The following is a 21,967-nucleotide window of genomic DNA, read 5'->3' as shown; positions in this document are numbered from 1 at the left end:
AGAGCGGTGAAGCTGAAGCGACGACCACCCTTGACGACCTTGGAAACTCGGTTGATAGTTACTACGCGCTCGATGTACTGCGAACGCTCGTCCTGCTGGCGACGGTCGTTACCGCGGCCACCACGACGGTTGTTGTTCTTGTTGTCAGCGGAGTTACGTCCGCCTTCGCGCTTATCGCGTTCCGACATCACGCATTCCTTCCGTTGGACTTGTAAGTGCGCATTAGAACTTCAGACCACCTTCACGGGCAGCCTCGGCCAGAGCAGCAACGCGACCGTGGTACTGGTAGCCACCGCGGTCGAAAACGACCTTCTCGATGCCAGCATCCTTAGCGCGAGCAGCAATCAACTCGCCGACCTTGGCGCTCTTGGCCTTCTTGTCGCCCTCGAAGCCACGGAGATCTGCGTCCAGAGTGGAAGCAGCTGCCAGGGTACGACCGATGGAGTCGTCGATAACCTGAGCGGTGATGTGGCGGGAAGAGCGGTGCACGACGAGGCGCGGTGCCTCGGAGGTGCCGCGGACGTTCTTGCGCAAGCGTGCGTGACGGCGGGCGCGGGCGACACGACGACGAGTCGAGATGTCCTTGCCTACCGGGAGGCGCTTTTCGTTGGTGTTGCTCATTACTTACCCGTCTTTCCGATCTTGCGACGGATCTGCTCGCCATCGTAACGAATGCCCTTGCCCTTGTAAGGATCATCCTTACGCAGACGACGGATGTTAGCTGCGAGCTGTCCGACCTGCTGCTTATCAATACCTGTAATCGACAGCTTGGTGGTGCCGTCGACGTCGAAGGTGATACCTTCCGGTGCTTCGATCAGGACTGGGTGCGAGTAGCCCAGGGAGAACTCGAGGTCCTTGCCCTTCTTGGCGACACGGTAACCGACACCGAAGATTTCCATCTTGATGGTGTAGCCCTCGGTCACACCGACAACCATATTGTTAATCAGCGAACGGGACAGGCCGTGCAGGGAGCGGCTCTTGCGGTGGTCATCCGGGCGGTTGACCACAATCTCATTGTCCTTCAGCTCAACGGTAATTGGAGCCGGGATAGAGACAGACAGCTCGCCCTTCGGGCCCTTGACGGAAACGTCCTGGCCGTTGACCTGGGCAGTAACGTTTGCCGGGACAACGACAGGGTTCTTACCAATACGAGACATTGTGTAGTTCCCCCTTTACCAGACGTAAGCGAGGACTTCCCCGCCAACCTTCTTCTCGTAAGCCTGACGGTCAGTCAGCAGGCCCTGAGACGTGGAGATGATAGCCACGCCCAGGCCGCCGAGGACCTTCGGCAGGTTAGTGGACTTTGCGTAAACACGCAGACCCGGCTTGGAGACGCGACGCACGCCAGCGATCGAACGCTCGCGGGACGGGCCGTACTTCAGGTTCAGGGTCAGGGTCTTGCCGACCTTGGCATCCTCGACTGCGTAGTCCGAAATGTAGCCCTCAGACTTGAGGATCTCGGCGATGTTAGCCTTCAGCTTGGACGACGGCATCGAGACAGAGTCGTGGTACGCGTTGTTAGCGTTGCGCACGCGCGACAGCATGTCGGCGATTGGGTCAGTCATGGTCATGGTTAGTGACCGCTTCCTTTCTCGCTGCGGTTCCTTCCCACCTCGTGGCTAACTCCAATGACCGCGCAAACAGCAACTGCCACACGGCGAAAGCTTAAGTTGGAGTGATTACCAATATCGTGATTCCGGCGATTTAAGGGCTACTGTTCGCCAACTCGGTTCAATAGCCGAGTCAGCTCGCCACCCAGGTGACACCAGAGACGATGCGAGGCGAGGGGCCTACAGCAAAGTTCTTACATTTTTACTGCCGCACCTCTTATAGAGGGCAGACCTGGTGATACTAACAAATACCGGCCGAAATGCAAAAACGCCGCGGACGGACGTTAGTCCGCTCACGGCGTGAAGCCCCACCAACTAGCGGTGGAACTCAATTCCTAGCCGACATGGTGCCGGCGAAAGGAAATTAGTAGAGCTGATCGGCGATGATGTTACCCATTGCCTTTTCACCAGCCACCGTCGGGTGGTTGGTCATCGGGCCCATCACCGGGTCTGCGAAACCGGCGACGAAGCGCTCATCCGGGTTCGGGTTGCAGGTACCGTGGCCGAGGGTTGCCTCGTAGACGTCAATGAAGCCGGCACCTACGTGCTGAGATGCGGAGCGAATGCTGTCACGGAATGCACCCTGGATCTCGCTGCCACCCGGTGCCGGGATCGGGAAGGTCTGGTTCGAGGTGTTCACCAGGCACAGCTGGTCATCAGTGGCGTACTCAGGGTACGAAGCCAGGACGACCTGAGCGCCCGGGGCAACCTGGTGGACGCGGTCAGTGAACTGACGCAGCGTCTGCTTGAACATGGAAGGAGCCTGGGGATCCGGCTTTGCGACAAGCTCGCCTGCCACGTCAACCCACTGGACCCAGTCCATGCCGCCGTACATCAGGACAACCTTCTCAGTGCCCTCTCCGATGTCGCCGTACTGGATGGAAGCCTCCAGGTATGCGAGGAGCTGACCCGGGAAGCCGCCAAGACCGTTACAGGACCAGTCACCCAGGGACTTGTTCAGCTTCGAAGCTGCAATCTTCGGCCAGTTTTCCATGTCGGTAGCGCAGTTAGCGACCAGTGCGTTCTGTCCCGGTGCCAGGCCACGCGGGCCACCCTTGCCGGCATTAGCGGTGAAGGAGTCACCGAAGGTAACGATCTGCTTGACGCCCTTCGGGCCGGTGTCACCGATACCCGGAATCGGAATGTTCGGCATTTCCGGCATTGCTGGCTGTGCGTTGGCAGCACCTGCACCCAAGCTCAGACCCAGAGCCGCAACAGTTGCAATAGCAGCCGAGCGGACGGCCACGGAGAAGTTCTTCATGTAGTTAATCCCTTTGCGTTTTAACTTAAGAACCGCCCTGTGTAGAACCACTGGCTCAATCACACAGAAGCTGAAGTACTTAAGTCTTGCCCAAATTGATAACGACCACAATGGATTTTGGCGGCCGTCACTATGACGAATGGCAGTTTACAACGAAATCATCACAAACGCCTAACTTTCAACTGAGAAACCTTGTGGCTTTACTAATTTTCAACCCCCAAAAAGGGTCAACTTTCCCACCAGCAACACCGGTAACTTTTACACAGGCCCCGCACAGCGCCCCCACTCCCCCACGGACATAAGCAGTTAACAGAGCAGCAAAAAGCCCCGGAGGCCAAGCGGCATCCGGGGCTTTAGGCAAAAGCTACCGAAGAGGCAAAACTACTTCTTGAACGGGAAGCCCAGCTCGCGCAGCAGCGCGCGGCCTTCCTCGTTGTTGGTAGCGGTGGTCACGACGGTGATGTCCATACCGCGCGGGCGGTCGATCTTGTCAACGTCGATCTCGTAGAACATGGTCTGCTCAGACAGGCCGAAGGTGTAGTTACCGTGACCATCGAACTGCTGATCAGACAGACCGCGGAAGTCGCGGATTCGCGGCAGAGCCACGGTCAGCAGACGATCCAGGAACTCCCACATACGGTCGCCACGCAGGGTGACGCGAGCGCCGATGGCGTCGCCTTCACGAAGCTTGAAGTTAGCGATCGACTTGCGAGCACGACGGGTCTCCGGCTTCTGACCGGTGATCAGAGTCAGGTCGTTGATAGCACCGTTAATCTGCTTCTTATCCTGAGCAGCAGCGCCGACGCCCATGTTGACGACGACCTTGGTAACGCCCGGAATCTGCATGACGTTCTCGTAGGAGAACTCTTCCTGCATCTTGCCGCGAATTTCATCGCGGTAACGGGCCTTCAGACGAGGGGTGTAATTTTCGCTCATGCTTAGATGTCCTTCCCGGTACGGCGGGAGATGCGAACCTTCTTGCCATCCTCATCGAAGCGGTAACCAACGCGAGTCGGGGTACCATCTTCGTCGACCAGCATGACGTTCGACACGTGAATCGGAGCTTCCTGAGTGACAATGCCACCCGAGGATGCACCGCGCTCCGCAGCGGAGTTTGCAACGTGCTTCTTGATACGGTTAACGCCCTCGACCAGGACCTTGTCGCGCTTCGGGTAGGCCTCGATGACCTTGCCCTGAGCACCCTTGTCCGGACCGGAGATAACCAGCACGGTATCGCCCTTACGGATCTTCACTTAAATCACCTCCGGTGCGAGCGAGACAATCTTCATGAACTTCTTGTCGCGCAGCTCACGCGCGACCGGGCCGAAAATACGGGTGCCCTTCGGCTCACCGTCAGCCTTGATGATGACAGCTGCATTCTCGTCGAACGAAATGTAGGAGCCGTCCGGACGACGGGTCTCCTTCTTCGCACGGACGATGACTGCCTTAACAATTTCGCCTGCCTTGACGTTGCCGCCCGGAGTAGCTTCCTTGACAGTTGCGACAATGGTGTCGCCAATGCCAGCGAAGCGTCGGGTCGAGCCACCGAGAACGCGGATGCACAGAATTTCACGTGCACCAGTGTTGTCGGCAACGCGCAGACGGGATTCCTGCTGAATCACTGCGTTTCTCCTGACCTGGTTGCATTGTGCGTCAGATTTCCGTCCTAAACGCACGCGGTCTTTATGTCTTGCGTTTACGCTTTACGACGAAAGCACCTGCTAGAGGTAGCTTTCCTATCGCTTTGACCTCGTGCTTACTACGGTTCTAGACCGTTGAGAGCAGCACGCAGTCGCTTCGCGCAACCTGTGTATTATGGCACGTTCGTGCGGGACAACAAAATCCCTTAGTTTCATGCCCCCAACATGGTTTATGCCTTCTGCGGCAACCCTATACTGAAACAGTGACAAATCAACATTCCGAGAGTGCTCGGACACAGCCAGCACAGACGCTGCCGGTATCGCTACTTGCCGGGTTGGCCTTGTTATCCGCCGCCGCCCCGTTCGGCGCAGATACATATCTGGCATCCTTCGTGGAGATTGCACGCGAGTTCTCCATGACCGAGTCGATGGTTCAGCTCACGCTGACAACCTTCATGATTGGCATGGCTGCTGGACAGCTCGTCATTGGCGCCCTTTCCGATAGTTTGGGCCGCAAGAAGCTGCTTCTCATTGCGACTTTGGTGTTCTTGGGATCGTCAATTCTCTGTGCAGTAGCACCGAATATTGGCACGCTTATTGCAATGCGCTTGTTCCAGGGGTTAGCTGGTGGCTCCACGGTTGTTCTGGCTCGTTCTGTAGTCCCAGACCTCTTGACGGGCAAGGCATCAGCGAAAGCTTTCTCTACCCTCATGGGTATTTCCTCCATCGCCCCGGCAATCGCTCCCCTTGTGGGCGGTTTTCTAGGCCCCGCATTCGGCTGGCGCAGCGTGTTCTGGTTTCTCGCAGCCATCAACGTCGCCATGGTCGCGATTGTGGTTCTGATGGTTCCGGAAACTCTGCCGCCTGAGCGACGCTCCACAGGTGCTCTGCGCAATCTCCTACCCAATATTGGCCGGCTGCTGCGGCGGCCAGTATTTGTCGGCTACTTGTTGGCTTTCGCTGGTGGCTTCTCGGTGATGTTTTCGTACATCGCTGCGTCACCCTTTATCTTCCAGGAGCTGCTGGGGCTCACCCCTACTCAGTTTTCTCTCGTATTCGCATCCAATGCAGCGATGTTGACATTTGTGTCAATCCTCAACGGCAAGATGATCAACCGGCTTCATCCCCGCAAGGGCATTTTAATTGCCCTTACGGTCATGCTCGTGGCGTCGATAGGCCTGATTATTAATGCCATCGTCGGGATTACTTTCTTCACTACTTGGCTGTTGCTGTTCATTACGGTACCGATGATGCCGCTGATCTTCGCCAATGCCACGGCACTCGGAATTGAGGAGGTTCGAGATATCGGAATTGGCTCAGGTTCCGGTCTGATGGGCTTCACACAGTTCCTCGCGGCCGCCACGGTTTCCCCGCTGGTGGGGCTTGGTTCCAATCTGCCCCTCTCGATGGCTATTTCGATGTTGACCTGTGCATTGATTGCGCTGATCGCGGTGTTGACATTGACGCGCGCCGACCTCCACAAACGCTCACACCGACTTCCATAAGAGCTACGCGCGCGAGAGGACTCCCCGCGTTTCACTTCACTGGTTGAGAATGTGCCCGAATCGGCATTAAATCGATGGTGAGGCCTCGTACCACCCGTAGGCATGGGGCTGACATGGGAGAAAGGTCCTGCCATGACCACGCATGCACATCCTCATGAACCACATAAGGCATCTGAGTCGGCGAAGCTCAACTGGCTTCGCGCCGGAGTTCTCGGAGCCAACGACGGTATCGTCTCCACTGCTCTAATCTTGCTCAGTGTGATTGCAGCAGGTTCCTCTCGCGAAGCCATTCTGACTGCTGGCGCCGCGGCCGTTATCGCTGGGGCTATCTCGATGGCCCTGGGTGAATACGTCTCGGTTTCAACCCAGCGCGATACTGAGCGGGCACTGATTGCCAAAGAAAAGGCCGAGCTTAAAGACTTTCCAGATGAAGAGCATAAAGAGCTCGTGGGGATTCTCTCTAGCTACGGCATCCCAGAACATATCGCCGAAGATGCTGCCCACGGCATCGCACAAAGCGATCCGCTGGCGGCTCACCTAAAGCTGGAATTGGGCATTGACGGTGAGGAACTTACCAACCCCTGGGCTGCTGCCGGTTCTTCGGCACTGTCGTTCCTACTCGGCGCCATCCTGCCGATGATTGCGGCACTGGTTTTCACCGGCCCCACTTCTGGCGCAATCGCAGTCACTGTTGTCACCATCGTGACTCTGGCTCTAACCGGCTACATCAGCGCCAAGCTCAGCTCCACGCACTCCGGCAAGGCTGCTCTGCGCCTGATAATTGGTGGTGCGCTCGGTTTGATCGTGTCCTACTTCGTCGGTCTGCTCTTCGGGCAGGCTGTCGGATAGACCGTCAGATAGGTGCCCGGTTAGCACGCGGCGAAGCTCAAAAACTAGTCAACATAGCTGGTCTTCGTCTGGTTCAACCAGGCGTAGACCGCGCCGATTCCCAGGCCACCACCTACGAAGTTGCCCAGCCACACGGCCACCCAGTTAACAGTAATGTGCAGACCATCGAAGCCTGCAGGATGCGGATCAGCGAAAAAGGCCAAGGAAAACAACGAGAAGTTCGCAATCACGTGCTCGAGTCCGAGCCCGACGAACACTGCAATGATCGGCAGAATCACAACGAACTTCGAAATGATTTCTTTGGCTTGAAGTGCACCTAAGACAGCCATATTGACCACGAAGTTCGCACCCATGGCCTCTACGAAAGCGCCGAAGAATGGCTTGGCCAGCTTCCCCTCAGTCAAGGTGGAAATCAGATGTGTGTCATCAATCCCACCGAGCTTGGCGCTCTGGCTGAGCACCAGCGCCACAATCGCCGCACCGATGAAGTTGTAGAACGTAGCGACGGCCACCATTCGAAAGGCCACTCCCCACGCCATGCGTCCGCGTGCGGCGGACCAGGACACAAACATCATGCTGCCAGTCGCCAGCTCTGCACCGAGCACCACAATGGCGAACAGTCCAAGCCCGAATAGGCACGCAAAAACCAGTCCCCCAGTCCCCGGCGCGACGCCCTCTGCTACTTGCCCGGCCACCGCAGCAAATGCCGTCCCGAGCGTCAGGTACATACCCGCCAGGACCGCTCGCACGGCAAATCGTCCGTAGTCCTGCGTCAACAGTTCCTGTTTCTTGTCGCCAGCCGTATCCAGCGTTTCGTATAGCATCACCGCCGAAGCCTTTCCCTGCGTGCCGTTAATTGCAGTTATTCGCATAAAAGAATAACGACAGGCTGACGCGGAATCGCAACCGCTTTACGACGGTCACAGCGCCCTACCCCCCCTTAGGCGCTGCAACCAGGAACTGCGATTCACCGTCGAAGAGATGCAGATTTACTTCTTCTCTGCGGTAACAGCAGGTTTCGCAGCAGTTTCTGACTTCGGCTCGTCCTTCATGGTTGAGGCAATGGCCGAAGCACCCATACCGATGTAAAACGGCCAGCGCAAACGTAGGTTCACACCAAAGATGGCTGGCTCGGTAATTCCGAATAGTGCCGACATACCGGACGCACCTGCCAAACCCTTAAGCTTCTCGCTCTTGGCCAGGAAGTACACCGCCAGCGCGGCACCACCTTGGACAATATTGGCCATCGATGCCGTCGCGAAAATGAACGAGCCGCCCTGGTCCCACAGCATGTACTCGATTGGTGAGAAGGACTGGTGCAGACCAGTAATGACAATTGGCGAGTAGACCAAGCCGAACAAGAAGCCACCCACAGGTCCCGCGAATTCGTACAGATTTGCAAGACCAATACCCAGCCATTCACCTGCAGTGCGCAGTACTGGACCAATGGCGGCAAAGGTGATGAAACCAGTGATGAGCAACGTCAACAGTGGTGTCAGCATGAAGTCGACAGTGCCCTTGAGACGCTTATGGAAGAACTTCTCAATCGTTGCCAGAATCCATGAGATAACCAGAATCGGCAAGATGAATCCCACCCTCTGGGCCGGAGGGAGCAAGCGCACGGACCCGATTCTGCGACGGAATGCGGCGCCCGTCTACCTTCAGGTTGCCGGTATAGAAGAGCCACACATCATCGCCATCGACGACTGCGCCTCCCGAATAACAACCATGCTTGTCATAGGGCATGTCCGGATACAGCGCATCGGGGTAATGACGCCACCGCTCGGCTGTCGTGAGCGACGCGGACGCATGCCCCCACCCAGTTCTCTTCGGCGCATGTGGAAAGCATGGATCATGCTGGTAGAACACATGCAGTGTCTCGCCGTCCACGAAAAGGCCATTCGGGTCATTCAGTCGGCCCTGTGGCGGTGACAGATGGTAATTCGACCGATAGGTCATACCCCCCCCCCCGATATTATTGAAGTCATGGCTATTTGTGTTTGCGGCGAAGGTCTGGTTGACCTCGTTCCGGTATCTCCTGGCAGCCTCAATAACCACGTGCCGGCGCTAGGCGGAGGCCCCTACAACGTCGCGGTTACGGCCTCTCGCCTCGGTGCGGATGTTATTTTCCAGTCCCGCCTGTCGACGGATGGTTTCGGAAATGAGCTGGTCAAGCACTTGGAAAACGAAGGGGTCGACACCTCTTACGTTCAGCGTGGCCCAGAGCCGACCATTCTGGCGGTAACCACCATCCACGACGATCGCTCTGCAACGTACACCTTTTACACCGACGGCACGGCCACCCCACTTGTGGAGCCGGAGCTCATCGAAGCGAATATCGCATGTTTTGGCACGCTGTCGCTGGCGCTGGAACCGGGTGCCAGCCGATACGCGGAATTGCTCAAACAGTTCGCGGCCAATGGCACCCTGGTCGCTTTGGATCCAAATATTCGCCCCATGTACGCAACAGATGCACACCGCGAATTCCTCATGAGCTTGCTCCCCTACGTCAATTTGTTGAAGCTCTCGGACGAGGAAGTCGAGTTCCTTGGCGAAGAGGCGCTGACTAAAGTTCCGGCCGCCGTCATCACCCGAGGTGGCGATGGGCTCACTTTGCTTGCCGACGGAAACCGCATCGATGTCCCAGCCGTCAACGCGAATGTCGTTGACACCATCGGCGCTGGGGACACAATTATGGGCGCACTTTTGGCGCAAATTGAGGAACGAGGTCTGACGGCAGCTGACCTGACTTCCGTATCACCAGATCAGTGGCGCGAGATTCTGCACTATGCGGCCGCCGCGGCTGCCATCACTGTGTCCCGCAAGGGAGCGCAGCCGCCGACGAAAATCGAGGTTGAAGAATTGCTGGCTAAGGATTCCTAGTCAGCGCTATTTAGTCCGCTCTATTTAGCTCGCTCAAGCACTGCAACCAGGAACTGAGACTCACCGTCAAAGGGACGAAGATCCCACGTGGAATAACGCTGAATCACGGTGAGCCCAGCCTCCTGCGCAGTCGTTTCAAAATCCGCAAAGTCCCAGCCACGGCCAGCACCGAAGCCGATAATGGCACGACCGTTCTCCGGATTCAGCACCTCCGCGAAGCCCTGCAGTACTTTCGCGCGGTCTTCTGGCGCTACGAAAGTCAGCACATTGCCGGGGCAAATGATGACGTCGAAGGCGGATGCCGTGTCATCGTGGGGTGTGTTCTCCAGCCCGTCGTCAAGCACGTGCGGCAGCTGCGCCAAGTCCCCTACCAACCACGTCGCGTCCGGGAACTGTCGCTTTGCCTCGTCGATGAGATAGGAGTCGACGTCGACACCGACGACTCGATGACTAGCCTTCGCCAGGTAACCGCCGACGCGCCCCTGCCCACAGCCGGCATCCAGGATTCGAGCGTGGCGTGGCGCCATTGCATCCACCAACCGCGCCTCGCCGTCAATATCGCGGCCCTCGCGCACGAATCCCCGCCAGCGGTTGGCGTAGCGGCGGGAATGCTGCGGATCGGCGGCGATAATTTCTTTCCAAGTGCGGTGATTGTGGGTGCCATTGCTCATGGCCACCATTATGGCGTAGTTGCTCTCTTTTCTATACCGCCGACGTCCCCTGCGCGACGGGACTAGATTCCCAATACTGACTTAGCGATCAGGAAGTAGATGATCAGACCGGAGGCATCGACGAGGGTTGTAATGAACGGGTTAGCGAAGACGGCTGGGTCAATGCCGAACTTCTTACCGATCAGCGGCATGATGCCACCGACAGTTGCCGCGAGAGTACAAATACCCAGCAGCGTCAGACCAATCACTAGGCCGATGTCCCAGCCGTAAACCAAGCCAGCCAATAGCAGGCCGAGAGTACCAAGCAATAAACCGAGGAAGGCACCGACTCTCACCTCGCGGAGAATGACTTTGAATATATCGCGGGGTTGGACATCCCCCAGCGCCAACGCACGCGTAATCGTGGTTGCTGCCTGGTTACCGGTATTGCCACCTGTACCAATCAGCAGCGGCACGAATACCGAGAGAACCACCATCTGAGAAAGAGTCTCTTCGAAAGTTTCCAGGACTTGCACGGTCAATGTTGCACCGATAGCAAGCACGAGCAGCCACACCACACGAGAGCGAACAATCTCGAAAATGGGCGTCGCGAGGTAGGGCAAGCGCAGAGGCTCAGAACCGGAAATACGAGCTTGGTCCTCGGAGTCTGCCTCTTCCAGAATCCGGAGGGCGTCGTCCACCGTGAGCAGACCGATAACACGCTGCTCGCTGTCGACAATCGGCAGAGCTAGACGCTTATGATCAGCGCACATGCGGGCTACCTTCTCTTCGGGTTCGGTAGCTTCTGCGAAATCAGCCTTCCGCAAGATAGCCGCAACCTGGATATCGCTGCTGGCGCGCATCAATTCACGAAGACTGACCACGCCCACCAGCCGACGCTTCCGGTTCGACACCGGCAGGGTGTAGATCGATTCGGCATCATCCAGATGCTTGTAGACGGTCTCCAGAGCCTCCCCCACCGTCATATCGTCGTGAAGCGACACCAGCTCCGGGCTCATGCGACGCCCAATGGAACCGTCGGGGTAGCCGAGGACGATGTTGGTCAGATCTCGCTCATCATCCGGCAGATCGGCGAGCAGTTTTGCAGCGACAGACGCAGGCAGCTCGTCGAGCAGCTCTGCTCGATCGTCCGGTTCCATGTCCGCGAAAACTGCGGTGACTTCAGGATCACGGAGGCTGTCAATCAGGTGCGCCTGCAGAGCCGAGTTCAGCTCATCGAAGGTTTCAACCGCCGTGTCTTTCGGGAGTGTGCGGTAGAACAGCGCACGTTCCTCATGGCTGAGGCGGCGCATCTTTCGAGCGGCAACCTTGGGTTCAATATCAGTTAAGAGCCGCGACAGCGTAGCCACGTCATGTGAGCGAAGCGCGGACTCGAGATCTCGATCATCAATCCTGGTCACGTCAGTAGTCACCGAACTTCTCCCCTCACAAAGCACAAATCCTGGCCAATGCTATCAGAGATAAAAACCATCAAACCTGGACTGAGCGGACTAGAAATACAAAGGAACATGGCTTTCTAAAAAAAACAAAACCCCGCCACAGAAAACACTTTCGTGTTTCCCGCGACGGGGTTCTCGTCGTAAAGCCCGAGCTGATTGCTCAGCTGACGGGTCTTACTTAGCCTTCTCGATGATCTCGATCAGGCGGTAGTGCTTGTCCTTGGAGAGCGGACGGCACTCTTCGATGCGGACGCGGTCGCCCACGCCAGCCTCTTCGTTCTCGTCGTGCGCCTTGACCTTAGAGTTCGTGCGCATGATCTTGCCGTACAGGGCGTGCTGCTTGCGGTCCTCGAGCTCGACGACGATGGTCTTCTGCATCTTGTCGGACACGACGTAACCGGTGCGCACCTTGCGTGCGCCAGCCTCGGTGGTGTTCATGTTTTCCTCACTCATGCTGCATCACCATCGGTTGGTGCAGCAGACAGGCCGAGCTCGCGCTCACGCATAACGGTGTAAATGCGAGCAATATCCTTGCGGACAGTGCGGAGACGGCGGTTGTTGGTCAGCTGACCGGTAGCGCTCTGGAAACGGAGGTTGAACAGCTCCTCCTTAGACTCCTTGAGCTTGGCAACCAGGTCATCGTTATCCAGCGAGCGAAGCTCGTGGGCGGGAATGCCGTTCGACATCAGTACTGATCCTCCTTCCGAACGATTCGGGTCTTAATCGGCAGCTTAGCGCCTGCGCGCTTCAGTGCCTCGACAGCAGTTGCCTCGTCCGGGTAGGACATCTCGAACATGATGCGACCCGGCTTGACGTTTGCAACCCACTTCTCGACCGGGCCCTTACCGGAACCCATACGAACACCCAGTGGCTTCTGGGTCAGCGGACGGTCCGGGAAAATCTGGATCCAGACCTTACCACCACGCTTGACGTGGCGGTTAATAGCAATACGCGCTGCCTCAATCTGACGGTTGGTGATGTAGGCCGGCTCGAGAGCCTGGAGACCGTAGTCACCGAAAGTCACCTTGTTGCCGCCCTTGGACATACCAGAACGGGTCGGGCGGTGCTGGCGACGGAACTTAACGCGCTTCGGGATGAGCATGAATTAGCCCTCCTTCTTCTCAGATGCACGCTGACGACGCTTGCCACCACGACGCGGACGGTCGTTGCCGCGACGCTGGCGGTCGTTGCCGGCGTTGATCTCGGACTCGCGACGGCCACCGATCACGTCACCCTTGTAGATCCACACCTTGACGCCAATGCGGCCGAAGGTGGTGTGAGCCTCGTGGGTGCCGTAGTCGATTTCCGCACGCAGGGTGTGCAGCGGAACGCGACCCTCGTGGTAGCGCTCGGTGCGGCCCATCTCGGCACCGCCGAGACGACCGGAGCAGACAACCTTGATGCCCTTGACGTGCGGCTGACGCATTGCAGACTGGATAGCCTTGCGCATTGCACGACGGAAAGCGACACGGTTGGCGAGCTGCTCAGCGATGGACTGAGCAACCAGCTTCGCATCCGCGTCAATGTTCTTGACCTCGAGGATGTTCAGCTGAACCTGCTTGCCGGTGAGCTTCTCGAGCTGGCCGCGGATGCGGTCAGCCTCGGAGCCACGACGACCGATAACAATGCCCGGGCGTGCGGTGTGGATGTCCACACGCACGCGGTCACGGGTGCGCTCGATAACGACATCGGAGATGCCGGCGCGCTCAAGACCGGTGGACAGCAGATCGCGAATCTTGATGTCCTCGGCCAGGTAGTCAGCGTACTGCTTGTCGGCGTACCAGCGGGACTTCCAGTCGCTGGAAATACCGAGGCGAAGACCGTGTGGATGGATCTTCTGTCCCACTATCGGTCACCTTCCTTCTGGCTCTCGACGACCACGGTGATGTGGCTGGTGCGCTTGCGGACGTGGAAAGCACGGCCCTGCGCACGCGGGCGGAAGCGCTTCATGGTCGGTCCCTCGTTGGCGTAAGCCTCGGAGATGACCAGAGTACGACGGTCCAGGCCGAAGTTGTTCTCAGCGTTTGCAGCTGCAGACGCAACAACCTTGGCAACCGGATCAGCAGCACCCTGCGGAGCGTACTCCAGGATGTTCAGTGCCTCGTCGACGGACTTACCGCGAACGGTGTCCAGGACGCGACGTGCCTTCATCGGAGTAACGCGGACGAAGCGCGCAGTTGCGCGTGCAGAAGTAATGTCGTTGCTCATGGCTTATCGACGTCCCTTCTTGTCATCCTTGACGTGACCCTTGAAGGTCTTGGTCGGGGCGAATTCGCCCAGCTTGTGGCCGACCATAGAGTCATCCACGAACACCGGCACGTGCTTGCGACCGTCGTGAACGGCGAAGGTGTGGCCGATGAAATCGGGGAGAATCGTGGAGCGGCGAGACCAGGTCTTGATGACCTGCTTGGTGCCCTTCTCGTTCTGTGCATCGACCTTCGCGAGGAGGTGCTCATCGACGAACGGGCCCTTCTTAAGGCTGCGTGGCATTCTCAGTTCCCTCCTTAGCGCTTCTTATTCTTGTTGGTACGACGGCGACGAACGATCAGCTGGTCGCTCGGACGGTTCGGCTTACGGGTGCGGCCTTCCTTCTGGCCCCACGGGGAAACCGGGTGGCGACCACCGGAGGTCTTACCCTCACCACCACCGTGCGGGTGGTCGACCGGGTTCATGACAACACCGCGGACAGTCGGGCGCCAGCCCTTCCAGCGCATACGGCCGGCCTTGCCCCAACGGATGTTAATCTGATCCTGGTTTCCGACCTCACCGACGGTTGCACGGCAACGTGCGTCGACGCGGCGGATCTCAGAGGACGGCATACGCAGAACTGCGTACTTGCCTTCCTTACCGAGAAGCTGAATAGAAGCACCAGCAGAACGTGCCAGCTGTGCACCAGCGCCCGGCTTGAGCTCCACGCAGTGAATAGTGGAACCGGTCGGGATGTTGCGCAGCGGCAGGTTGTTACCAACCTTGATGTCGGCATTAGCGCCGGACTCAACGATGGCACCCTGCTTCAGGTTCTTCGGAGCGATGATGTAGCGCTTCTCACCGTCTGCATAGTGCAGCAGTGCGATGTTGGCGGTACGGTTCGGGTCGTACTCGATGTGAGCGACCTTTGCCGGAATGCCGTCCTTGTCATTACGACGGAAGTCGATGACACGGTACTGGCGCTTGTGTCCGCCACCCTTGTGGCGAGTGGTGATGTGACCGTGAACGTTACGGCCACCAGTCTTCGACAGCGGGCGCAGCAGAGACTTCTCAGGAGTCGAGCGAGTAATCTCGCTGAACTCGGAGACGGAGCTCTGGCGGCGACCCGGCGTAGTCGGCTTGTACTTACGAATAGCCATACTTTTGCTCTTCCTTAACTTCCTCGTCGGCTAGCGGCTAAGCTGCCGAACCGCCGAAGATGTCGATGGGATCGCTGCCGGCCGCGAGAGTCACGTAGGCGCGCTTGGTGTTCTTGCGCTTGCCGTAGCCGGTGCGGGAACGCTTGCGCTTGCCCTCACGGTTGAGGGTGTTGACGGAAGCGACCTTGGCACCGAAAATCTCCTGGACCGCGATCTTGATCTGGGTCTTGTTAGCGTCGGTGTGGACCAGGAACGTGTAAACGCCCTGCTCCATGAGTCCGTAGGACTTCTCAGACACTACCGGTGCAACAATGATGTCGCGGGGATCTGCGATGGTAGCCATTACTTCTCCTCCTTACCGGCGGTGCGAGTGATGAAGTCATTGAGTGCCTGAACGGCGAAGATGACGTCATCGGCCTTCAGAACGTCGTAGGTGTTCAGCTGATCCTCAGACAGGATGTGGACACCTGGCAGGTTACGAACCGACTTCCACGAGTTGACGTCCTCGCGCGGCAGAACGACGAGCACGTTGCGGCGCTCAGTCAGACGCTCGACGAAAGTACGAGCTGCCTTGGTGGACGGGGTCTGGCCTGGGACCAGTTCCTCGACAACGTGGATGCGGTCGTGGCGAGCACGGTCAGAGAGTGCGCCGCGCAGAGCAGCTGCAATCATCTTCTTCGGGGTGCGCTGGCTGTAGTCGCGCGGCACCGGGCCGTGGACAATGCCACCGCCGGTCCAGTGCGGAGCACGGATCGAACCCTGACGAGCGCGACCGGTACCCTTCTGGCGCCACGGCTTGCGGCCACCGCCGCGAACCTCACCGCGGGTCTTGACCTTGTGGGTGCCCTGGCGAGCTGCTGCACGCTGCGCGACAACAACCTGGTGCATCAGGGCGATGGACACCTCCGCGTCGAACACGGAAGCAGGAAGCTCAACCGAACCGTTCACGCCGCCTTCAGCGGTGTGTACGTCTAGCTTGAGGTTGGTCATGCGTGAGCACCACCCTTCGTGGCAGTCTTAACAACCAGCAGGCCGCCGCGTGCACCCGGAACTGCGCCCTTGATGAGCAGCAGGTTCGCGTCAGCGTCAACCTTCTGAATCTTCAGGTTCTGGGTCGTGACCCGGTCGTTACCCATGCGGCCTGCCATGCGCTTGCCCTTGAAGACGCGTCCTGGCGTGGCGCAAGCGCCAATGCCACCAACACGACGGTGAGCAGCCTGGTTACCGTGAGCAGCACCCTGGCCAGCAAAGCCGTGGCGCTTCATACCACCGGCGAAGCCGTGGCCCTTAGAGGTACCAGTGACGTCGACGTACTCAATTTCGCCGAAGATGTCGACACCAACGGACTGGCCGACCTCGTAAGAGGAAGCGTCCGGCGTGCGAATCTCAACGCTGTGGCGACGCGGGGTCACACCGGCCTTCTTGAAGTGGCCGGCCTCCGGCTTGTTGACCTTACGCGGGTCAATTTCGCCGTATGCAATCTGGACGGCGTCGTAGCCGTCGGTTTCCTTAGTGCGCACCTGAGTCACTACGCACGGCCCAGCCTCAACGACGGTAACCGGAACAACGCGGTTCTCCTCGTCGAAGATCTGAGTCATACCGAGCTTCGTGCCCAGGATGCCCTTGATCTCGTTTTCACTCATTTATCTTGTCTCCGCTACCAAAAGTCCAGGATCACTGAATGTTCACATCGACACTTGCCGGAAGGTCAATGCGCATAAGTGCATCGACGGTCTTCGGCGTTGGATCGAGAATGTCGATCAGACGCTTGTGAGTGCGCATCTCGAAGTGCTCGCGCGAGTCCTTGTACTTGTGCGGCGAACGGATAACGCAGTAAACGTTCTTTTCGGTTGGCAACGGCACCGGGCCAACGACGCGTGCACCCGTACGGGTAACGGTCTCCACGATCTTTCGCGCAGAAGCGTCGATAGCCTCGTGGTCGTAGGCCTTGAGCCTGATGCGGATCTTCTGTCCGGCCACGCTTGTCCTCTCCTCGGTCGGCGCGCCCCAATTAAAGGGGCGTCGACCCTGTCAATGTTTCTCGACGCCGTCAGCAACTATGGCCAGCGCCAGAAATTAAAACTGGGTTGTGCATTACTTCAAAGCGATTTCGTCTTCGATCGTCATGGCAAATTAACTTTTGGCCATGACCCGAGCGGACGAATAACGCCTTGCACTCAAATCCCAGTGGAAAACAAGTCCCCCTCGTGGGGCTCTTCATTTGCCTACTGCCGCTGTTAATTTGCCATGCCACCTCCGACCCCCGCGGTCGGGCGTGTCGCCCGTTTTCTCCGTGAGGCACGATTGGGAAGAAACTTCCCTACGTGGTCATGCTCGCCTTACCATAGGCGCTATGTCCAATTTCGTACTGGTTCCCAGCTGGGCCTGATACAACAATTGGCGCGAACGCCTTTGTTAAAGCAACCTCCGTATTAAAGCACGTCCGGGCTACGAATGTAAAATCACGATTCCAAAGTGCAACGTACATCACACCCATTACGGCACAGTCTGCTTGACGACGGCTATTGCGCCGCCCCGCCCGGTCTAGTGTCGGCTATGTACAGATACAAAAAATCCCGACTTCCGCTTACGCGGAGTCGGGATTCTTCTAAGACTTAAGTTAAAGCATTTCCCCTATGGGGAAAAGACTTACTTAACGATCTTGGTAACGCGGCCAGCGCCGACGGTGCGGCCACCCTCGCGGATAGCGAAGCGCAGGCCCTCGTCCATTGCGACCGGCTGAATCAGCTTGACAGACATGTCAACGTTGTCGCCCGGCATGACCATCTCGACACCTTCCGGCAGGGAAACGACGCCGGTGACGTCGGTGGTGCGGAAGTAGAACTGCGGACGGTAGTTGTCGAAGAACGGGGTGTGACGGCCGCCCTCATCCTTGGACAGGATGTAGACGGAACCCTCGAACTCGGTGTGCGGGGTGTAAGCGCCCGGCTTAGCAACGATCTGACCGCGCTCGATGTCCTCACGCTTGGTACCGCGGAGCAGCAGACCACAGTTGTCGCCAGCCTCAGCGGAATCCAGCAGCTTGCGGAACATCTCGATACCGGTAACGGTGGTCTTCTGGGACTTCTCCTTGATGCCCAGAATCTCGACCTCGTCGTTAACGTTCAGAACGCCGCGCTCAACACGACCGGTAGCAACGGTGCCGCGACCGGTAATGGTGAAGATGTCCTCAATCGGCATCAGGAACGGCTTGTCGGTCTCGCGAACCGGATCCGGGATGTTCTCGTCGCAAGCTTCCATCAGCTCGAGGATGGAGTTGACCCACTTCTCTTCGCCCTCAAGAGCCTTCAGAGCGGAGATGTGGACGATCGGAGCTTCCTCGTCGTAGTCCTGCTCAGCCAGCAGCTCGCGGACCTCCATCTCGACGAGCTCGATGATCTCTTCGTCGTCGACCATGTCGCACTTGTTCAGTGCAACGAGGATGTACGGAACGCCAACCTGGCGAGCCAGCAGAACGTGCTCGCGGGTCTGCGGCATCGGGCCGTCAGTAGCAGCGACAACCAGGATTGCGCCGTCCATCTGAGCAGCACCGGTAATCATGTTCTTGATGTAGTCGGCGTGGCCCGGGGCATCGACGTGAGCGTAGTGGCGCTTCTCCGTCTGGTACTCAACGTGGGAAACGTTGATGGTAATGCCACGTTCCTTCTCTTCCGGTGCCTTATCGATGGCATCGTAAGCGAACGACTCGTTCAGGTCCGGGAACTTGTCAGCCAGAACCTTGGTGATAGCGGCGGTAGTGGTGGTCTTACCGTGGTCAACGTGACCAATGGTACCGATGTTGACGTGCGGCTTCGTACGCTCGAACTTCGCCTTTGCCACTTTTAGTCCTCCTGGAGGTCTAGGTGGCCACGACTCTCGCAGCCACAATTTTGTGGTCACTCAATCCGCCTTCACAAGCATCAGAAGCCTTGAAGCTGTTCGCTTCCGACTTCGGAACGTGCGCGCGCAAAAGAGCACTATTCTTTCACTGTGCCAGTTACTCGATACTAGGGCAGGATACTGGAGTTTTCCAAACCAGACCAACCCCCTAGTTAAGGGTGGGTAACGGCCAGCAACTCACATCGTCATTTACCTGCATAAATGCTAGATATTTGAGCTGCGATCTAAAATCGGCCAACGATATGAATTGCGAGCAGCTACCCCCTAGAGCTTGCCTGTGCTAACACACGCCAACAGTCTGACGATGTCTCAGCACAGTCAAAGCTAGAGGGAATCTACTAAAGCTGCAGACCCTCGCACTGCGTTCTCTAAAAGAGTGACAGTGCAGTGCGTGCAGGGATGGGGTCAACTCTGATTGAGTGCCCCACCCTACCGGCGTGATTTAAGCGCCGGTACGAGCTGCAATGATCTCCTCGGCCACGGAGGACGGAACCTCAGCGTAGGAGTCGAAGATCATGGTGTAGTTAGCGCGACCCTGGGTCTTGGAACGCAGGTCACCAACGTAGCCGAACATCTCGGACAGCGGAACCAGAGCCTTGACAGCCTTGACGCCGGTGCGGTCTTCCATGGAGTTGACCTGGCCACGACGGGAGTTGATGTCACCGATGACCTCACCCATGTACTCTTCCGGAGTAATGACCTCAACGGCCATCATCGGCTCGAGCAGGACCGGCTTAGCCTTCTGAACAGCTTCCTTCAGAGCCTGCTGACCAGCGATCTTGAAGGCCATTTCGGAGGAGTCAACCTCGTGGTAAGCACCGTCGAGCAGGGTTGCCTTGATGTTCACCAGCGGGTAGCCGGCGAGGGTACCGTACTGCATTGCATCCTGGATACCAGCGTCGACAGACGGGATGTACTCCTTCGGAACGCGGCCACCGGTGACCTCGTTTGCGAAGAGGTAAGTTGTGGACTCGCCTTCTTCCACCTCTTCAGCGGACGGGGAGTACGGCTCCAGAGCAATGATGACGCGGGCGAACTGACCCGAACCACCGGTCTGCTTCTTGTGGGTGTACTCGAACTTCTCGACCGGCTTGCGGATGGTCTCGCGGTAAGCAACCTGCGGGTTACCGATGTTTGCTTCGACCTTGAACTCGCGCTTCATGCGGTCAACCAGGACGTCGAGGTGGAGCTCGCCCATACCGCCGATAACGGTCTGGCCGGTTTCCTCATCCAGGTGAACGGTGAAGGTCGGGTCCTCTTCAGCCAGACGCTGAATAGCGGTACCCAGCTTCTCCTGGTCAGCCTTGGACTTTGGCTCAATAGCAACGGAGATAACCGGATCCGGGAAGGACATGGACTCCAGAACGATCGGAGCATCCTGTGCACACAGGGTGTCACCGGTGGTGGTGTCCTTCAGACCAATGAAGGCGTAGATGTTACCTGCCACTGCCTCGTCAACAGGGTTCTCCTTGTTGGCGTGCATCTGGAACAGCTTACCGACGCGCTCCTTCTTGTCCTTGGTGGAGTTCAGGACCTGCTGGCCAGGCTCCACACGACCGGAGTAAACGCGGACGAAGGTCAGCTTGCCGAAGAACGGGTGAGCAGCAATCTTGAATGCGAGAGCGGAGAACGGCTCATCCTTAGACGGCTTACGGACCATATCGACGTCCTCGTCGCCCATCTGGTGGCCGTGAACCTCACCGATGTCCAGCGGATTCGGCAGGAAGTCAATGACAGCGTCGAGCAGCGGCTCAACACCCTTGTTCTTGTACGCGGTACCACAGTAGACCGGGTAGACCTCAGAGTTGATAACCATCTTGCGGATGGCGCCCTTGATCTCGTCCATGGTCAGCTCTTCGCCACCGAAGTACTTCTCCATGAGCTCCTCGTCGGACTCAGCGACGGTCTCAATGAGCTTCTCACGGTACTCGTTAGCCTTGTCGACCATGTCCGCCGGAATCTCCTCGACCTGCGCAGGAGTACCGATCTCAACCTTGCCCGGCCACATGAGGGCCTTCATCTCCAGCAGGTCAACAACGCCGTCGAAGTCATCCTCAGCGCCAATCGGCAGCTGCATAACCAACGGCTTAGCACCGAGGCGGTCAACGATGGTGCCAACGGTGTAGTAGAAGTCAGCGCCCAGCTTGTCCATCTTGTTGACGAAGCAAATACGCGGGACATCGTACTTCTGAGCCTGACGCCAAACCTGCTCAGACTGCGGCTCGACACCTTCCTTACCGTCGAAGACTGCGACGGCACCGTCGAGCACACGCAGGGAACGCTCAACCTCAACGGTGAAGTCGACGTGGCCCGGGGTATCGATGATGTTGATCTGGTTGTCGTTCCAGAAACAGGTCACAGCAGCGGAGGTAATGGTGATACCGCGCTCCTTCTCCTGCTCCATCCAGTCGGTGGTAGCGCCACCATCGTGAGTCTCGCCGACCTTGCGGTTAATACCCGTGTAGTACAGGATGCGCTCAGTCGTAGTCGTCTTACCAGCATCGATGTGCGCCATGATGCCGATGTTGCGGACCTTGTGGAGGTCCTTCTTAACGGGAAGTGCACCTTCAGCCACTTGATTCCCCACTCGTTTCAAATCGGTTTGGCGGTGAGACTCAATTACGGGATTGCAATTGGCCGTCAAATCCGCCGTCGGTCGGGTTTGCTTTATCTATAATGCCACCGTCTTGGCGCGAAGTCGCGCCGTGACGTACACCTATTGCGTAAATTCTACGCAAGACATCGGGTGTAAGCGCCGGGCTGGCCCCTATTGAGTGACCCTTAAAGATCTGTGGACCGCGACCGACGCGCGCCGTTGACATACCGGCAGCTGCTCTACGACGGTGACCACTCGCGGCCTCC

Annotated in this window: 26 protein-coding genes and 3 pseudogenes; 3 read left to right on the top strand and 26 right to left on the bottom strand. The window is 57.9% G+C overall.

What is annotated here, in order from left to right:
- The 8 genes and pseudogenes from ADB02_RS08665 to rplN form a co-directional block, all read right to left on the bottom strand.
- Window positions 1–188 (bottom strand): annotated as a pseudogene (locus ADB02_RS08665) (30S ribosomal protein S5); the annotation flags it as partial.
- A 34-nt stretch (window positions 189–222) separates the two neighbouring features.
- A complete protein-coding gene (gene rplR / locus ADB02_RS08660; RefSeq protein WP_005510009.1) occupies window positions 223–621 on the bottom strand; it encodes a 50S ribosomal protein L18 in 399 nt (132 codons plus the stop codon).
- Window positions 621–1,157, bottom strand: a complete 537-nt coding sequence (gene rplF / locus ADB02_RS08655; protein WP_005509895.1) for a 50S ribosomal protein L6 — start codon at window positions 1,155–1,157, stop codon at window positions 621–623. The genes rplR and rplF overlap by 1 nt, the downstream gene beginning before the upstream one ends.
- Before the next feature lie 15 nt (window positions 1,158–1,172).
- On the bottom strand, window positions 1,173–1,571 hold the full coding sequence (gene rpsH, locus ADB02_RS08650; protein ID WP_049190625.1) for a 30S ribosomal protein S8: 399 nt from the start codon (window positions 1,569–1,571) through the stop codon (window positions 1,173–1,175).
- 403 nt (window positions 1,572–1,974) lie between these two features.
- A complete protein-coding gene (locus ADB02_RS08645) occupies window positions 1,975–2,871 on the bottom strand; it encodes a GDSL-type esterase/lipase family protein (RefSeq protein WP_049190624.1) in 897 nt (298 codons plus the stop codon).
- Between the two features lie 381 nt (window positions 2,872–3,252).
- The gene (gene rplE / locus ADB02_RS08640) at window positions 3,253–3,807 is read right to left on the bottom strand and encodes a 50S ribosomal protein L5 (RefSeq protein ID WP_005509901.1); all 555 of its coding nucleotides are present in this window, start codon (window positions 3,805–3,807) and stop codon (window positions 3,253–3,255) included.
- A 2-nt stretch (window positions 3,808–3,809) separates the two neighbouring features.
- On the bottom strand, window positions 3,810–4,124 hold the full coding sequence (gene rplX, locus ADB02_RS08635) for a 50S ribosomal protein L24 (protein ID WP_005509963.1): 315 nt from the start codon (window positions 4,122–4,124) through the stop codon (window positions 3,810–3,812).
- Complete coding sequence (gene rplN, locus ADB02_RS08630) at window positions 4,125–4,493, bottom strand: 50S ribosomal protein L14 (protein ID WP_016422069.1); 369 nt, start codon at window positions 4,491–4,493, stop codon at window positions 4,125–4,127. It lies immediately after the preceding gene.
- Between the two features lie 281 nt (window positions 4,494–4,774).
- Here rplN and ADB02_RS08625 point away from each other — a divergent pair, with 281 nt between their 5' ends.
- Window positions 4,775–6,016, top strand: a complete 1,242-nt coding sequence (locus tag ADB02_RS08625; RefSeq protein ID WP_065421728.1) for a multidrug effflux MFS transporter — start codon at window positions 4,775–4,777, stop codon at window positions 6,014–6,016.
- A gap of 132 nt (window positions 6,017–6,148) precedes the next feature.
- A complete protein-coding gene (locus tag ADB02_RS08620) occupies window positions 6,149–6,865 on the top strand; it encodes a VIT1/CCC1 transporter family protein (RefSeq protein WP_049190620.1) in 717 nt (238 codons plus the stop codon).
- Window positions 6,866–6,909: 44 nt separating this feature from the next.
- Here ADB02_RS08620 and ADB02_RS08615 read toward each other — a convergent pair whose 3' ends face one another.
- The 3 genes and pseudogenes from ADB02_RS08615 to ADB02_RS11360 all read right to left on the bottom strand — a co-directional run.
- Window positions 6,910–7,692, bottom strand: a complete 783-nt coding sequence (locus ADB02_RS08615; protein WP_414630089.1) for a formate/nitrite transporter family protein — start codon at window positions 7,690–7,692, stop codon at window positions 6,910–6,912.
- A gap of 222 nt (window positions 7,693–7,914) precedes the next feature.
- Window positions 7,915–8,457 (bottom strand): annotated as a pseudogene (locus ADB02_RS08610) (PTS transporter subunit EIIC); the annotation flags it as partial.
- A pseudogene (locus ADB02_RS11360) lies at window positions 8,441–8,824 on the bottom strand (glycoside hydrolase family 32 protein); the annotation flags it as partial. The pseudogenes ADB02_RS08610 and ADB02_RS11360, both read right to left, overlap by 17 nt.
- Window positions 8,825–8,851: 27 nt before the next feature.
- On the opposite strand from ADB02_RS11360, the gene ADB02_RS08600 reads away from it, so the two are divergent.
- Window positions 8,852–9,748, top strand: a complete 897-nt coding sequence (locus ADB02_RS08600) for a carbohydrate kinase family protein (protein WP_049190613.1) — start codon at window positions 8,852–8,854, stop codon at window positions 9,746–9,748.
- Window positions 9,749–9,768: 20 nt separating this feature from the next.
- Here the strand turns inward: ADB02_RS08600 and ADB02_RS08595 are convergent, their stop codons facing one another.
- The 15 genes from ADB02_RS08595 to fusA all read right to left on the bottom strand — a co-directional run bounded on the left by ADB02_RS08595 (window position 9,769) and on the right by fusA (window position 21,680).
- The gene (locus ADB02_RS08595) at window positions 9,769–10,428 is read right to left on the bottom strand and encodes a class I SAM-dependent methyltransferase (RefSeq protein WP_080969610.1); all 660 of its coding nucleotides are present in this window, start codon (window positions 10,426–10,428) and stop codon (window positions 9,769–9,771) included.
- A gap of 53 nt (window positions 10,429–10,481) precedes the next feature.
- Window positions 10,482–11,831 carry a magnesium transporter gene (gene mgtE / locus ADB02_RS08590; protein ID WP_049190611.1) on the bottom strand — a complete coding sequence of 450 codons (1,350 nt, stop codon included), beginning with the start codon at window positions 11,829–11,831 and terminating at the stop codon, window positions 10,482–10,484.
- Window positions 11,832–12,032: 201 nt separating this feature from the next.
- Complete coding sequence (rpsQ, locus tag ADB02_RS08585; RefSeq protein ID WP_042388398.1) at window positions 12,033–12,311, bottom strand: 30S ribosomal protein S17; 279 nt, start codon at window positions 12,309–12,311, stop codon at window positions 12,033–12,035.
- Window positions 12,308–12,544 carry a 50S ribosomal protein L29 gene (gene rpmC, locus ADB02_RS08580; protein ID WP_005509851.1) on the bottom strand — a complete coding sequence of 79 codons (237 nt, stop codon included), beginning with the start codon at window positions 12,542–12,544 and terminating at the stop codon, window positions 12,308–12,310. The genes rpsQ and rpmC overlap by 4 nt, the downstream gene beginning before the upstream one ends.
- A complete protein-coding gene (rplP, locus tag ADB02_RS08575; protein WP_016422059.1) occupies window positions 12,544–12,960 on the bottom strand; it encodes a 50S ribosomal protein L16 in 417 nt (138 codons plus the stop codon). The genes rpmC and rplP overlap by 1 nt, the downstream gene beginning before the upstream one ends.
- A gap of 3 nt (window positions 12,961–12,963) precedes the next feature.
- The gene (gene rpsC / locus ADB02_RS08570) at window positions 12,964–13,704 is read right to left on the bottom strand and encodes a 30S ribosomal protein S3 (RefSeq protein WP_016422058.1); all 741 of its coding nucleotides are present in this window, start codon (window positions 13,702–13,704) and stop codon (window positions 12,964–12,966) included.
- Window positions 13,704–14,066 carry a 50S ribosomal protein L22 gene (gene rplV, locus ADB02_RS08565; protein ID WP_005509775.1) on the bottom strand — a complete coding sequence of 121 codons (363 nt, stop codon included), beginning with the start codon at window positions 14,064–14,066 and terminating at the stop codon, window positions 13,704–13,706. Before rplV ends, rpsC begins: the two co-directional genes overlap by 1 nt.
- Window positions 14,067–14,069: 3 nt before the next feature.
- On the bottom strand, window positions 14,070–14,348 hold the full coding sequence (gene rpsS, locus ADB02_RS08560) for a 30S ribosomal protein S19 (protein WP_005509882.1): 279 nt from the start codon (window positions 14,346–14,348) through the stop codon (window positions 14,070–14,072).
- 14 nt (window positions 14,349–14,362) lie between these two features.
- Window positions 14,363–15,205, bottom strand: a complete 843-nt coding sequence (rplB, locus tag ADB02_RS08555) for a 50S ribosomal protein L2 (RefSeq protein WP_016422056.1) — start codon at window positions 15,203–15,205, stop codon at window positions 14,363–14,365.
- Between the two features lie 37 nt (window positions 15,206–15,242).
- Entirely contained in the window at window positions 15,243–15,548 is a 306-nt protein-coding gene (gene rplW, locus ADB02_RS08550) for a 50S ribosomal protein L23 (RefSeq protein ID WP_005509869.1), read from the bottom strand.
- Complete coding sequence (rplD, locus tag ADB02_RS08545; RefSeq protein WP_049190610.1) at window positions 15,548–16,195, bottom strand: 50S ribosomal protein L4; 648 nt, start codon at window positions 16,193–16,195, stop codon at window positions 15,548–15,550. The genes rplW and rplD overlap by 1 nt, the downstream gene beginning before the upstream one ends.
- The gene (rplC, locus tag ADB02_RS08540; RefSeq protein WP_005509762.1) at window positions 16,192–16,848 is read right to left on the bottom strand and encodes a 50S ribosomal protein L3; all 657 of its coding nucleotides are present in this window, start codon (window positions 16,846–16,848) and stop codon (window positions 16,192–16,194) included. The genes rplD and rplC overlap by 4 nt, the downstream gene beginning before the upstream one ends.
- 31 nt (window positions 16,849–16,879) lie before the next feature.
- Entirely contained in the window at window positions 16,880–17,185 is a 306-nt protein-coding gene (gene rpsJ / locus ADB02_RS08535; protein ID WP_003938093.1) for a 30S ribosomal protein S10, read from the bottom strand.
- Window positions 17,186–17,854: 669 nt separating this feature from the next.
- Window positions 17,855–19,045 carry an elongation factor Tu gene (gene tuf / locus ADB02_RS08530; RefSeq protein WP_049170037.1) on the bottom strand — a complete coding sequence of 397 codons (1,191 nt, stop codon included), beginning with the start codon at window positions 19,043–19,045 and terminating at the stop codon, window positions 17,855–17,857.
- Between the two features lie 502 nt (window positions 19,046–19,547).
- Entirely contained in the window at window positions 19,548–21,680 is a 2,133-nt protein-coding gene (gene fusA, locus ADB02_RS08525) for an elongation factor G (protein WP_016422053.1), read from the bottom strand.
- Window positions 21,681–21,967 lie beyond the last annotated feature (287 nt).

Source organism: Corynebacterium sp. 212_CJEI, from assembly GCF_001055915.1.
In the GTDB taxonomy this organism is placed as follows: Bacteria; Actinomycetota; Actinomycetes; order Mycobacteriales; family Mycobacteriaceae; genus Corynebacterium; species Corynebacterium jeikeium_D.
This window is presented reverse-complemented; position numbering and strand designations above follow the sequence as displayed.

Excerpts from the sequence above, each read along its gene's own strand:
- ADB02_RS08645 (WP_049190624.1), bottom strand. The coding sequence starts at position 2,871 with ATGAAGAACTTCTCCGTGGCCGTCCGCTCGGCTGCTATTGCAACTGTT.
- rplC (WP_005509762.1), bottom strand. The coding sequence starts at position 16,848 with ATGAGTGAAAACGAGATCAAGGGCATCCTGGGCACGAAGCTCGGTATG.
- rplF (WP_005509895.1), bottom strand. The coding sequence starts at position 1,157 with ATGTCTCGTATTGGTAAGAACCCTGTCGTTGTCCCGGCAAACGTTACT.
- ADB02_RS08620 (WP_049190620.1), top strand. The coding sequence starts at position 6,149 with ATGACCACGCATGCACATCCTCATGAACCACATAAGGCATCTGAGTCG.
- rplW (WP_005509869.1), bottom strand. The coding sequence starts at position 15,548 with ATGGCTACCATCGCAGATCCCCGCGACATCATTGTTGCACCGGTAGTG.
- rplP (WP_016422059.1), bottom strand. The coding sequence starts at position 12,960 with ATGCTCATCCCGAAGCGCGTTAAGTTCCGTCGCCAGCACCGCCCGACC.
- rplD (WP_049190610.1), bottom strand. The coding sequence starts at position 16,195 with ATGACCAACCTCAAGCTAGACGTACACACCGCTGAAGGCGGCGTGAAC.
- rpsQ (WP_042388398.1), bottom strand. The coding sequence starts at position 12,311 with ATGAGTGAGGAAAACATGAACACCACCGAGGCTGGCGCACGCAAGGTG.
- rplV (WP_005509775.1), bottom strand. The coding sequence starts at position 14,066 with ATGAGCAACGACATTACTTCTGCACGCGCAACTGCGCGCTTCGTCCGC.
- rplE (WP_005509901.1), bottom strand. The coding sequence starts at position 3,807 with ATGAGCGAAAATTACACCCCTCGTCTGAAGGCCCGTTACCGCGATGAA.
- rplR (WP_005510009.1), bottom strand. The coding sequence starts at position 621 with ATGAGCAACACCAACGAAAAGCGCCTCCCGGTAGGCAAGGACATCTCG.
- rplB (WP_016422056.1), bottom strand. The coding sequence starts at position 15,205 with ATGGCTATTCGTAAGTACAAGCCGACTACGCCGGGTCGCCGCCAGAGC.
- ADB02_RS08595 (WP_080969610.1), bottom strand. The coding sequence starts at position 10,428 with ATGGTGGCCATGAGCAATGGCACCCACAATCACCGCACTTGGAAAGAA.
- rpsS (WP_005509882.1), bottom strand. The coding sequence starts at position 14,348 with ATGCCACGCAGCCTTAAGAAGGGCCCGTTCGTCGATGAGCACCTCCTC.
- rpmC (WP_005509851.1), bottom strand. The coding sequence starts at position 12,544 with ATGTCGAACGGCATTCCCGCCCACGAGCTTCGCTCGCTGGATAACGAT.
- rpsH (WP_049190625.1), bottom strand. The coding sequence starts at position 1,571 with ATGACCATGACTGACCCAATCGCCGACATGCTGTCGCGCGTGCGCAAC.
- ADB02_RS08600 (WP_049190613.1), top strand. The coding sequence starts at position 8,852 with ATGGCTATTTGTGTTTGCGGCGAAGGTCTGGTTGACCTCGTTCCGGTA.